General features: G+C 68.2%; 8 protein-coding genes and 1 pseudogene. 1 reads left to right on the forward strand and 8 read right to left on the reverse strand.

Translation table 11 applies throughout. The features are described 5' to 3' along the window. Positions 1-2 precede the first annotated feature (2 nt). Positions 3-1,007, reverse strand: a complete 1,005-nt coding sequence (locus RIF65_RS01875) for a hypothetical protein (protein WP_309064770.1) — start codon at positions 1,005-1,007, stop codon at positions 3-5. A 142-nt stretch (positions 1,008-1,149) separates the two neighbouring features. On the opposite strand from RIF65_RS01875, the pseudogene RIF65_RS01880 reads away from it, so the two are divergent. After that, a pseudogene (locus tag RIF65_RS01880) lies at positions 1,150-2,055 on the forward strand (DUF222 domain-containing protein). A gap of 173 nt (positions 2,056-2,228) precedes the next feature. On the opposite strand, the gene RIF65_RS15120 reads toward RIF65_RS01880, so the two are convergent. From RIF65_RS15120 to RIF65_RS01925, 7 genes are all read right to left on the reverse strand, one after another. Beyond that, entirely contained in the window at positions 2,229-4,847 is a 2,619-nt protein-coding gene (locus tag RIF65_RS15120; protein ID WP_375142107.1) for a PfkB family carbohydrate kinase, read from the reverse strand. Then, entirely contained in the window at positions 4,771-6,165 is a 1,395-nt protein-coding gene (locus RIF65_RS01900; RefSeq protein WP_309064513.1) for a glycoside hydrolase family 32 protein, read from the reverse strand. Before RIF65_RS01900 ends, RIF65_RS15120 begins: the two co-directional genes overlap by 77 nt. 215 nt (positions 6,166-6,380) lie before the next feature. Beyond that, positions 6,381-7,319: an ABC transporter ATP-binding protein gene (locus RIF65_RS01905; protein WP_309064512.1), complete on the reverse strand. Its 939-nt coding sequence runs from the start codon at positions 7,317-7,319 to the stop codon at positions 6,381-6,383. Continuing rightward, positions 7,316-8,224: an ABC transporter ATP-binding protein gene (locus tag RIF65_RS01910; RefSeq protein WP_309064511.1), complete on the reverse strand. Its 909-nt coding sequence runs from the start codon at positions 8,222-8,224 to the stop codon at positions 7,316-7,318. Before RIF65_RS01910 ends, RIF65_RS01905 begins: the two co-directional genes overlap by 4 nt. Continuing rightward, the gene (locus tag RIF65_RS01915) at positions 8,221-9,213 is read right to left on the reverse strand and encodes an ABC transporter permease (protein WP_309064510.1); all 993 of its coding nucleotides are present in this window, start codon (positions 9,211-9,213) and stop codon (positions 8,221-8,223) included. Before RIF65_RS01915 ends, RIF65_RS01910 begins: the two co-directional genes overlap by 4 nt. A gap of 11 nt (positions 9,214-9,224) precedes the next feature. Then, complete coding sequence (locus RIF65_RS01920; RefSeq protein WP_309064509.1) at positions 9,225-10,202, reverse strand: ABC transporter permease; 978 nt, start codon at positions 10,200-10,202, stop codon at positions 9,225-9,227. Between the two features lie 80 nt (positions 10,203-10,282). After that, complete coding sequence (locus tag RIF65_RS01925; RefSeq protein WP_309064508.1) at positions 10,283-11,950, reverse strand: ABC transporter substrate-binding protein; 1,668 nt, start codon at positions 11,948-11,950, stop codon at positions 10,283-10,285. Positions 11,951-11,985: the final 35 nt, after the last annotated feature.

The following is an 11,985-nucleotide window of genomic DNA, read 5'->3' on the forward strand; positions in this document are numbered from 1 at the left end:
GCTCAGTTCTGGATGCTGTTCGTCTCCGCGCGTCGCAACGCTCGCAGCTGATCCTGCGGAGGTCGGGACCGTCCAGGAAACGCGGTGAACCGGCACACCGCCGCGATGCCGGCGACCGTCGGCCGCACGAGTGCTCCTTCCCGCCGGACCAGCTTCATGTCGATGAGCAGTTCGATCCGCCGTTGCAGTCGGCTGGCGCGGAACGGACCGGCCAGCGGCCCCTCGGCGAGCAGCGCCTCGACGGTGAGCGGCTTGAGTCGGGCCAGTTCGTGATCGACGAGGACGAGCAGCACGTCGCGCAGCGAGCCCTGCAGTGCGACGCCGTAGTCCTCGCCGCGGCGCAGCTCGTCATCGATGCTGAGGTCGAGCGCGGCTCGCCTGGTGAGCCGCGGCGGCTGGTGCGTCTCCCGGCCCGTGGGCGCACTCGTCTCGCAGTCGGTCATGACTGTGAGACGCGGAAGAGCCCGAATCATTACGCGAAAGGTTTGCGTTGCTGGGTCCCTGAGCTCGCCGAAGGGCCCCAGGAGGGCACCGCCGATTCCCCCGGTGATCAGCCGATCCCGCCCCCGACCAATGTCGGTGGCCCCGTGTTCAATGGAGGTATGGAAAGCAGTGCCGCAATCCTCGATCGGGTCGTCGCAGACCTCGATCGGGTGCTCGCATCGGCTCGGTCGGGGGCGCTCGGCACGGCATCCGATATCGAGAAGATGGACCTGCTGCGGACCGCAGGCGACGTGCTGCGGCGAGTGGAGGCGCTGATCGTCGAGACGGTCGCGAACGTCGACGGGCGTCCCGCCGGCGGCGGGGTGCAGACCTTCCCCGCCCGGTTCGGATGCCGGAACATGAACGAACTGCTGCAACGGGTGCTGCGCACCGACGCGGCGGGCGCCAGCCGGGTCGTGAAAGCCGCCGCGGCCGTGCACCGCGACACCGATCTCACCTCGGGAGACCCGCTGCCGCCGCTGGGCCGCGATGCGGGCGGCGCTGCTGGACGGCGTGGTGGGCATCGCCGGGCTGCTGGCGGCGACGACCCCGCTGGATCAGGCCGGCGGCCGGATCGAATGCGAGCAGCGACTGAAGGCCGACGATCTGCTCGCTGATCTGGCACGCGGCCTCCCCGAAGCGGCGGCCGGCTCCGATGACGCGGCCATGCCCGCACCGCCGGCGACACCGGAGGATCTCAAGCAGTACGCGCACGTGCTGCGGACCTACCTCGACCCCGACGGCGCCGAACCCAGCGAGTCACGGGCGATGCGGCAGCGGTACCTGTCCATCGGCCGATTGCGCGACGGGGTGTACCCGATCCGCGGTAACCTGCTGCCCGAAACCCTGGCGCAGCTGCAGATGATCTTCGACGCGCAGCTCAACCCGTAGACCGATGGCCCTCCCCCACCGGCCGGCGTGGCGTTCACCGACGCCGACGAGCCGGACGGTGACGAGGACCCGTTCAACTCCGATCCGCGCAACGTGATCGACGGGCGCACCCGCGGCCAGAAGCAGCACGATGCCCTCGCTTTCGCTCTCGGCATCGCCGCCCGTCACCACGACATGCCCACGCTCGGCGGGGCAGCGGCCACCCTCGTCGTGCACGCCGACATCACGGCGCTGGCCTCCGGCGAGGGATGGGCCGAGATCGCCGGAGTGGAAGAACCCGTGCCGATCGCGGTGGCGACGCACACCGCGTGCACCGGGGCGATACAGCGGGTGATCACCGACGAGGGCCGCATCGTCGGGATCACCGTCACCGACCGGGTCTTCAACGCCCATCAGCGGCGGGCGATCGCCCTGCGTGACAAGGAATGCCTGATCCCCGGATGCCACGTGCCGGCGACCTGGTGTGAAATTCACCACGTGATCGAGCATTCCCGGGGCGGGCCGACCTGCACCGACAACGGTGTTCCGCTCTGCTGGTACCACCACCGCACCATCGACACGAACGGCTGGGAGATCCGCGTCGTCGACGGGCTGCCCCAGATCCGCGGCCTCGCCTGGTGGGACCCCCTGCAACGATGGCGCACTCCGCGCCCGACCCTCGAGGGACTCGTCCTGGCCTGACCGCGGACTGCGAGCCCGATGGCGCAGTCGTTCGCGTGCCCCGGCGCGTGTCCCTTCGCTCGGACTTGTGCGCTTCCCTCGGATCGAAAGCGCGGATGCCGTCCGCGCGAACCGCACATCGCCGAGCCAAGATCCGGCGCTCGGAGCCAAGAGCTCGCTGTGCCGGCGAGAGATCAGCGTGGCGTCGTCGAACCGGCGAACGCATCGCCCGTGGCGCGCGGTACTCCTGCCGCCGGGACCTCGGCGACAGCGATCCGTTCTACTCGAACCGTGCCGCCTACTCCCTCGATCGACAGGATCCGTCCACCCTGAGGGGCGATCAGATCCGTGAGCACACGAGTGCCCCCTTCAGCGAACACCTCGACCGAGGCGCGGTCTACCCACACCTCCAGGTCGACCGTTCGACCTCCGGCGTACGGCATGACCTCGGCGCTGCCGAAGAGAGCGTGGACGCCCTCAGCCCCGGACCGGCGATCCAGGGTCAGCGACTGCGCCGCGCGGTCGAGCGTGAGCACCACCCCGCCGTCACCGGCGTTGTCGGCGTGCATCCGCAGCGCAAAACCGTCGGCATCCAGCACATCCACACGCAAGGAGATGCGCCCGGCAGTAGGGGTCGCGCCGAGCCCGGTCGACGAGCCCACCAGCACGTCCGACGCGACGACGCGCTCATCTTGCACAGGTGCGATCGGGCGCTGCCGCAGCCGCAATCTGCCATCGACCGTGGTGAGAGAGAGACGTCGCGGAAGCGTCATCATCGCGCTCTGAAGCGGCCCGTCGGTGTAGGGCAGTCGGTGCGCGTAATCCCAGTTGGACATCCAGGCGATGAGCGTCCGCTCATCCGGTGCGAGCCCGTCGAACGTGACACCCGCGTAGCAGTCACGCCCGTAGTCCAGCCAGGCCACCTGCTCGCCCGTCGCACCGTCATCCGGGGTGAAGGTCACGCCGTCGAAATGCCCGATCACATACTGGGTACCGGAGCCGCCCGCGACACCGCCGGGATTGAGGCTGATCAGAAGCACCCAGCGCACATCCGACTCATCGCCGTCGACAGCGAGCGGGAAGAGGTCGGGGCACTCCCACACACCGTCCACCGCTCGCGCCGGGCCGAATGCCGACAGGAAACTCCATGTGATGAGGTCGTCCGAGCGGTGCAGCAGAACCTGACGGTCGACCGCCTCCACCGCCACCATCACCCAGTAGCCGCCATCCGCTCCTTCGTAGCGAAACACCTTGGGGTCCCGGAAGTCAGTGGTGCCGCGATCCAGCACGGGATTGCCCGAGTACTTCGTCCACGTCATCCCGTCGTCAGTGCTGTACGCGAGTGCTTGCGCCTGGCGGCCCGGGTTGCTTGAGGCGAGCGTGTAGAAGGCGACGAGGGCGGGAGATTCGTCGGTTCCCAGACCGGAGGTGTTTCCGACGTCCAGGACGATGGAGCCGGAGAAGATCTGCCCGTCATCGTCGGCGGTGATGGCGACGGGGTGATGCTCCCAGGTGACGAGATCCGCGCTCGACGCATGCCCCCAGCTGATGTGCGCGTGATCGGACCCGTACGGGTTGCACTGGTAGTAGAGGTGATGGCGCCCCTTGTGGAAGACGAGTCCGTTCGGATCGTTCATCCAGTTCCGCTCGGGAGCGAAATGCAGCAGCGGGCCGAGTTCAGAGTCGTGGATCACGCGTGGTTCCTTGAGCGTCGATTCGAGGGGGGATGTCATTTGCCCGCTCCGGCCGTCAGGCCTTCGCGGAGCGGCTTCTGGCCGAAGCTGCTCACCAGGGCGGGGATCATCGACAGCACGGCACCGGCGAGACGTCGACTCCGGCGTGCGCAACAGGCCGCCTTCCGCGCGGCAAGTGGCGGCGGCGACGTCCATCGCCCGCCTCAGCACGACGGCCCAGTCGTGACCGGACGTCGGCCCTGCTTCCACCAGCGCGGCGGCGACAGCGGCGAGCGTGGCATCTCCCGCTCCGACGGTGTCGATCACGGGGCCGGGCAGGGCAGAGATCGGCGCCGTGACCGTTCCCGCGTCCGTCTCGATCACCGCGCCCTGGGCGCCGGCCGTCGCGAGGACCGCCGGCACTCCGAGCGCACGCAGGCGGCTCCGCAGACCGTCGAGATCGTCGTCGTAGAGCAGAGCGGCGTCGTCGGCGCCTACCTTCACGAGGGCCGCCCTCGGCGCCATCCGCTCGAAGCCCCGCACGAACGCCGCGCGATCGCTCAACATGCCCGACCGGGGGTTGGGATCGACGGCGACCCGGGTGTCGCCCAGGGCGTCGATCAGAGCGTCCACCTCGGCAACCCGATCAAACGGGAAGCAACTGATCGCGACGAGCGCCGCGCCGTCGATCGCCGCACGCGCCTCGTCTGAGTAGCGGATGCTGCGACCGCGGGCCGCCTCGTTGAAGACGTAGACCGGCTCGCCGTTCGCGGCGCGTTGCACGATCGCGCGCGAAGTCCCCGACGGCGCGTCGCTGGCGATCAACCTGACGTCGTAGGCGCTGAGGTGGTCCCGGATGCGCGCGCCCGCGTCGTCGTTCCCGACCATGGCGATCAGGGTCGTCCGCACACCCAGACGCCGCAGCCCGACCGCCACGTTCAGCGCCGCCCCGCCGACGAACTCCCGCACCCCGTGATCATCGTGGATCTCGTCGATGAGTGCGTCGCCGATGACCACCGCTTCGCCTGCCATCAGGGGTTCCTCCTCGCCGGCCACCTCGGCGTCACAGCGCGATCTCGCGGATCGTGAGGTCCTGGAACGTCGCCGACCCCTCGTGCACGTACAGACGGATGCCGTCATCCCCCGACAACGGGAAGACTCGATGCGAATGCACCGTGCGCCCGTCGTCGAGGAACAGCTCCACACTGGTGCGATCGACGAGCAGCCGCACCTTCAGCCGGCCGGCGGCCGGATCGATGGGCGTCTGGGATTCCCCGCCCGTCGGATTGATGGTCGGACGGCGGTTCACATATGCGTATGAGCCGCGGAGGAAGGCGCCTGCTGCGACGTGTCGTCCCCCGCCCGGCGCCCGGCACACCTCCAGCCCGATGTTAGCCGGAGCCGCTGCCGGGTCCCACACCAGCTCGGCGGTCAGGTCGTACGCGCCGGAGCGGATGTCGAGATCGCGCGTCCCCTGCACCGTGACGTCGCCCAGTCGGTGCGTTCGCGTCGCGTACTCCGTGAGCGCGGCCGGCGGCGCCGAGTGCAGCCGGTAGCCCTCGTCCGCTGCGACGAGGGTCAGCTCGCGCACGATCATGTCGTCGCCGTTGTAACCGTCGGTGGCGAGCGTGGGCGTGTTGTGGGGATAGTCCCAGAAGTTGGCCCAGCCGATAGCCCGCCGCAGCGAGGGGTTCTCCGACCCGGAGGCGTCGTGATCCGGGTAGGTCACAGCACCGTAGAAGTCGAAGCCCCAGTCGAGCCACCGCGGCTCGTCGCGGTCGGGCAGGAACGTCGTTCCGTTGAACCGGCCGGTCCAGTACGCGTACGTCGCGGGGAGGCCGCGCCCCTTGCCGTTCGCGCTGACACCGAGCACCCACTGAGACGTGCCGTCGTCCGCCGTCATCCGGAAGACGTCCGGGCACTCCAGCAGGCCGATATCGGTGCGCACGAACTCGCCGGTGCGGGTCCAGGACTTCAGATCGGCCGAAGCATAGAAGCCGATCCGGTCGCCCTCGGCATTCGCCATCGACCATCGCTCCCGGTCGGCATCCCACATCACCTTCGGGTCCCGGAAGTCGTGCACGCCGGGGTTCGGCAGAGCTGGAGCGAGATCACCGGCGGCGAAGCTGCGTCCGCCGTCCGTCGAGTACCAGAGGTATTGCGCCTGGCGCCCCTGCGGCGCCTGCGTCACCAGGGCGATGATGGCGCCCTTCCCGTAACCGGCTGTGTCATGCTCATCCACGACGAGGCTCCCCGACCAGCAATCACCGTTGCTGTTGGAGAACTTCGGGATGGCCACGCCGCGGTCGCGGAACTTCACGTGGTCCGTCGTCGTCGCGAGCCGCCATGCCGTGCCGGCCCCGCCGTCGACGTAATCAGCGTTGTACAGGTAGTAGTACAGGTACTCGCCGTCGACGAAGATCGGGCGTTGCGGGTCGTTCTTCCAGTTGTCCGGCACACTGAAGTGGTACGCGGGACGACTGCGCTCACGCGCGGCCGCACTGCCGGTGCCGACGCCGTTCGCGGTGGAGATTCCGTTGGCCGAAGAGGCTCCTCCCGCTGGATCGGCTGCCGAAGCCGGGACCGCGGGCGAGCAGATCGTTCCGACGGCTGCGACCCCAACGCCCGCCAGCAGGTTCCTGCGAGTCATACCGTGTGCCTGTTCCTTCTCTGTCATGACACCCTCCTGTCCTTCGGCGCCCACACCCAGTGGCCGGCGCCCTCGTCCACGTACACACGGGCGGAGTCCGACTCCGCCCAGTCCCAGATCTCCGTGCGCTGGCGCGCTCGTTCTCCGGCGTCGTACCCGCCACGGCGATCGGGATCCGGCACGGCCCCGACCAGCATTCGCGTGTACGGGTGGCGCGGCTCCGCCAGCAGCGCCATGGACTCCCCGCCCTCTACGAGGGTGCCCTGGTGCATCACGACGATCCGATCGGCCAAGTAGCGCGCGGAAGCCAGATCATGCGTGACATACAGGATGGCGATCCCCCGTTCGTCCCGCAGCCGGGCGAGCAGGTTCAGCACGCCGATCCGCACCGAGACGTCGAGCATCGACGTCGGCTCATCCGCGATGATGATCTCGGGCTCGACCGCGAGCACTCGCGCGATGGCGATGCGCTGGCGCTGCCCGCCGGACAACTCGTGCGGGAAGGAACCGAGCACGTCGGGGGGCAGGCCGACCGATGTCACGAGCTCTTCCAACCGGGTACGGATGTCCCCGCGCACCTTTCCGTGCAGCAACAGGGGTCGCGCCAGCACGTGCTCGACCCGCTGGGTCGGGTTGAGGGATCCGAACGGATCCTGGAACACCATCTGGACCGTCCGGCGATACGCCTTCGAAGCCCGCCGGGGCTGCGTGCGCAGCACGTCCTCCCCGAGCACCTCGAGCACTCCGCTGTCCGGCCGCTCCAGGCGCGCGATGCAGCGCGCCAGCGTGGACTTGCCCGAGCCCGACTCGCCCACGAGTGCGACGATCTCGGCACGGCCGACCTCGAGGTCCACCGCTCTCAGCGCGTGGACTCGCCGTCGCGAGCGCCAGTCGCCCTGAACGAAGGTCTTGTCGACCCCGGCGACCCTGATGGCGGGGACGCGATCTGCCTCGGCCATCATGCTTCCTCCTTCGTGAGGACGACGTCGCCTGCGGCGACGAAGTGTCCCGGGGCGACCTCAGTGAGATCGCCGATATCGGTGAACCGGGTGCCTTCGGCGAGGCCTGTCAGCCTCACGCGCGGACCGGTCATGGCGGGGAAGGCACCGAGCAGCGCCTGCGTGTACGGATGCCGCGCGTCGTGGTGTATCACGTTCGCGGGCGCGAGCTCGACGATGCGACCGGCGTACATGACACCGATGCGGTCGGACAGCTCGAGCATCAGGGACAGGTCGTGGGTGATGAACAGCACCGAGAACCCGAACTCCGCTTGCAGCTCCTTGATCTGCGCCAGGATCTCCTGCTGCACGACCACGTCCAGCGCCGTCGTGGGCTCATCGAGGATGAGCAGCTTGGGCCGGAGCGCGCACGCCATCGCGATCACCACGCGTTGGCGCTGTCCACCGGACAGCTGATGCGGGTAGGCCTTCATGCGCGCCGGGTCGATGCGCACCAGTTCGAGCAGTCGGCGCGCTTCGGCGAGCGCCTTGCGCTGCGGCATCCGCTCGTGGGTGGTGAAGACGTCGGCGAGCTGATCGCCGATCCGCATGACCGGATTCAACGAGTTCATCGCCGACTGGAACACCATGGCGGCCTCTCGCCAGCGCCAGTCACGGAGGGCGTCGACTTCCATGCGCAACACGTCGCGCCCGTCGAAACGGATGGCTCCGCCGCTGATGCGCGCGGGCTCCTTCAACAGTCGCATCACTGCGTTCGCGACGGTCGACTTTCCGCAGCCGGACTCGCCCGCCAGGCCGAGGATCTCGCCTGGGGCAATGGCGAAGCTGACGCGATCGGCTCCACGCACGGCGCGCTCGTCGCTGACGTAGTCGACCACGAGGTCCTCGACCTCGAGCAGCGCGCTCATCGGACATTCTCCTTTCGCCCTGCGGTGGAATCGCCGGTGATCTCGATGGGCGTGATCTCGACGGGGGTGGGCTCGGCAGCGGTCGTCGTGCGGCGGGGTTTGCGCAGACGAGGGTTGGTGATCTCGTCCACGGCGTAGTTGCACAGCGCGAGGGCGAAGGCGATGAGAGCGATCGCGAGACCGGAGGGGAAGAAGATCCACCACTGGCCGAGCATCAACGCGCCATCGCTGGTCGCCCAGAACAGGTTCGTACCCCAGGAGATCGTGTTGGAGTCGCCGAGGCCGAGGAACTCGAGTCCGGCTTGGGCGCCGATCGCGCCGATGATGCTGCCGAGCAGTGTCATCATCACGATCGACGCCATGTTCGGCAGGATGTCCCTCAGCATGATGCGCAGCGCCGGTTCACCGGTGACGATGGACGCCGCCACGTAGTCCTTGCCCCGGATGGACATCGCCTGCGCTCGGAGCACCCGTGCGCCTCCGGCCCATCCTGTGATCGCGAGCACGACGATGACCGTCCCCAGGCCCGGTGGCAGGAATGCCGCGAGGATGACCAGAAGCGGCAGCCCGGGGATGAGCAGGAACACGTTGGTGAGCATGCTCAGAACGTCGTCGGCGACACGGCCGAAGTAGGCGCTGGCCAGTCCCACTAGGATCGCGATCACGGTCGCCAGGATGCCGGCGACGAAGCCCACCAGAAGCGATGAGCGCGAGCCCCACAAGGTCAACGCCAGCACGTCCTGCCCCTTGGAGGTCGTGCCGAGCAGGTGCTCGAGGCTCGGCGGGGTCGCACCACCGGATCCGATCCGGGACACGTCGCCCGGGAACAGTACCGGTGCGAGCAGCGCGAGGGCGATGAACGCGACGATGATCGTGAGTCCGGCGACGGCCTTGCCGTTGCTTCCGAGCGCTCGGATGAGTCGCAGGAAGGACCTGCCCCGCGCGGACGGACGGTCGGTGGCCAGCGCCTGGGTCTGGGAGATTGCCATTTCCGCTCCTTTCAGGCCACCCGCACGCGCGGGTCCAGGCGGACGTAGATGATGTCGATCAGGAAGTTCGCGATGAGCACCGCCGCCGTGATGGTGAGGAACATTCCCTGCATGAGGGGATAGTCGAGTCCTTGCACGGCTGCCATGAGCTGGTATCCGACGCCCGGGTAGGCGAAGACGACTTCGGTCAGCAGCGCTCCGCCGACGATGAAGCCGATGCTCATGCCGATGTTCGTGACGGCGGGGAGCATCGCGTTGCGCGCGGCGTACCGCAGCATGATGCGGGACGGGCGGAGACCCTTGGCCTCGGCCATGAGGATGTAGTCCTCACTGTTGGTCGAGATCATGGTGTTGCGCATCGCGAGCATCCATCCGCCGACGGAGACGAGGACGATGGACAGCGCGGGCAGTACGAGGTGAGCGGCGACGTCGGCGATGAATGCGGGATTCCAGCCCGGGGTGAGGCCGACGGAGAAGGCGTGACGCAGCGGCGCCCAGCCGAGGGTGACTCCGAAGAGCCAGAGCAGCCCCATCGCGAGCCAGAAGTAGGGGAACGATCCGATGAAGACGAGGAACGGTGGCAGGAACGAGTCCAGAACGCTTCCCCGCCGCCAGGCTGCCAGGATGCCGAGCAGGTTGCCGATGACCACGGCGAAGACGAGTGAGGTCGCGCCCAGGAGCAGCGTCCAACCGAGCTGTGTGCCGATGACCTCGGCGACCGGAGTGGGGAACCGCGAGATCGAGATGCCGAAGTCGCCGGTCAGGATGCGGCCGAGATACTCGGGGTACTGCTCCCACCACGGACGCGCGTCGACGCCGAGCAGACGGCGCAGCGACTCGACCTGGTCCGGGTCCAGTCTCCCCTGCGAGCGGGACAGCATTCGCGACACAGGATCGCCCGGCATGAGGCGCGGGAGCAGGAAGTTGAGCGTGATCGACAGCCAGAAGGCCACGACGTAGAAGCCGAGACGGCGCAGGATGAATCGCATGGCGAGCCTTTCGCGTCAGGAGGTGGGCCCGGGGATCGGACGGCGGGTCCGACCCCCGGGAAGGACGATCGCAAGAGCGATCAGTCCTTGACGGGCTCGAGCGTGGTGAGGACGAGCACAGTGGTGGGAGAGCGGGTCGCGAGCGTGGCGTACGGGTTCTCCTCGGTGGGCCAGCCGGTGAACCGCACGTCGGTGTAGGCGCCCCACTCCGGGCCGGGGAAGAGCGGGATGACGGGGGCGACCTCGGCGAAGACGGCCTGCAACTGGTTCACGATGTCGTGCTGTTCCGCCTCGTCCGAGGTGGCGGCGAAGCGTGCGAGCAGTTCGTCGGCACGCGGATCGCTGAATCGGTGATAGTTCGAGAAGGTCTGCTCCCCGACCGGCTTCACGGTCGAAGATCCCATCACCGCGCGGTAGTACTGGAACGGCGTCGGCGCGTTGTCGCTCCACACGATGCCGCTCTCGAACTCTCCGGTCTCGTAACCGGCCACGACGGCGGCCCAGTCGGGCGCGTCCACCGTCGCTGTCACGCCGATGTCCTCGAGGTTCTGCGAGATGATGTTCGCAACCGACAGCCAGTCGGTGGATGTCGAACCCACCGAGATGTCGAAGGCGAACGGCTGGCCGTCAGGCGTCATGCGCATGCCGTCGGGTCCCTCGACGTAACCGGCGGCGTCGAGCAGCTCGGCGGCACCCTCGACGTCGCGCTTCGTCCAAGTGCACTTCTCGGCCATACTGCTGTCGCGCCACTCGTCGTAGTTCCCGGACAGACCGGTGCAGTCAGCGGGAACGGTGTAGCCGGACATGCCGACGTCGACGACCTGCTCGCGGTCGATGGCCATGCTCAGCGCCTTGCGCACGTCGGGGTCGGAGAACATCGGCAGCGTGGTGTTGAGCTGCAGGTGGATCTCCGAACCGGTCGGCGGGAACCAGTAGGTGCGGTGCTCCGGGTCCTTGGCGATGAACGTCTTCTCGATGTCCGGGATGTACTGCGGCGCCCAATCGACGTCGCCGTTGATCGCGGCGAGATTCGCTCCGTCGTTTCCGGCGAAGGCCAGCATCCGGATACCGGGGATCTTCGCCTCGCCCCAGTAGTGCGGGTTCTGGAGCAGATCGAACGACTGTGCCTGGAAGTTGGACACCTCGGTGAACGGGCCGGTGCCGACCGGCTCCTTGTTCTCGAACTTCGCGGCGTCCTTCTGCTTCGCCCAGACATGATCCGGGACGATCACCTGCTGGCCGATCTCGTAGAGCGCCGGCGAGAAGGCCTCCGCGAAGGTGAACACCACGGTGCGCTCGTCGGTCGCCTGGACGTCGGCGAGATAAGCGAAACTACCCTCGAACAGTTGCCGCTGCAGCGCGAAGGTGGTCACCACGTCCTGCGCCCGCAACGGTTCGCCGTCCGACCACTTCACGTCATCGCGCAAGGTGAACGTGAGGCTCAGCCCGTCGTCCGCGGCCACCCACTCCTCCGCCAACCAGGGCACGGTGGAGCCGTCCGCAGGGTTGTAGATCAGCATCGACTCGTACACGGCCTGCTGGGTCATGGGCGCCGCGTTCGGTGAGAACGGGTTGAAGTTCTGGGTGAACGTCCCCATGTCCTCACGCGGGATGGTGAGCAGTGCGCCGGCTTCGCCGCCGCCGCTGGAGCCGCTGGAGGTGCAGCCGCTCAGCAACAGTGCTGCGGAGACGGCGGCGGCCCCCAGCGCGAGGGTCGCCCGCAGGCGACGCGATCGTACGGATAGCATGGGATGGTCCTTCCTTGGACATATCGGTGCGGGGA

It is taken from the genome of Microbacterium sp. (genome assembly GCF_031180975.1).
Classification (GTDB): Bacteria; Actinomycetota; Actinomycetes; order Actinomycetales; family Microbacteriaceae; genus Microbacterium.

What these genes read in the sequence shown, in the direction of transcription:
- RIF65_RS01875 (WP_309064770.1), bottom strand. Translation starts at nt 1,007, where the DNA reads ATGCCCACCACGCCGTCCAGCAGCGCCGCCCGCATCGCGGCCCAGCGG.
- RIF65_RS01905 (WP_309064512.1), bottom strand. Translation starts at nt 7,319, where the DNA reads ATGATGGCCGAGGCAGATCGCGTCCCCGCCATCAGGGTCGCCGGGGTC.
- RIF65_RS01915 (WP_309064510.1), bottom strand. Translation starts at nt 9,213, where the DNA reads ATGGCAATCTCCCAGACCCAGGCGCTGGCCACCGACCGTCCGTCCGCG.
- RIF65_RS01910 (WP_309064511.1), bottom strand. Translation starts at nt 8,224, where the DNA reads ATGAGCGCGCTGCTCGAGGTCGAGGACCTCGTGGTCGACTACGTCAGC.
- RIF65_RS01920 (WP_309064509.1), bottom strand. Translation starts at nt 10,202, where the DNA reads ATGCGATTCATCCTGCGCCGTCTCGGCTTCTACGTCGTGGCCTTCTGG.
- RIF65_RS15120 (WP_375142107.1), bottom strand. Translation starts at nt 4,847, where the DNA reads ATGACGGCATCCGTCTGTACGTGCACGAGGGGTCGGCGACGTTCCAGG.
- RIF65_RS01925 (WP_309064508.1), bottom strand. Translation starts at nt 11,950, where the DNA reads ATGCTATCCGTACGATCGCGTCGCCTGCGGGCGACCCTCGCGCTGGGG.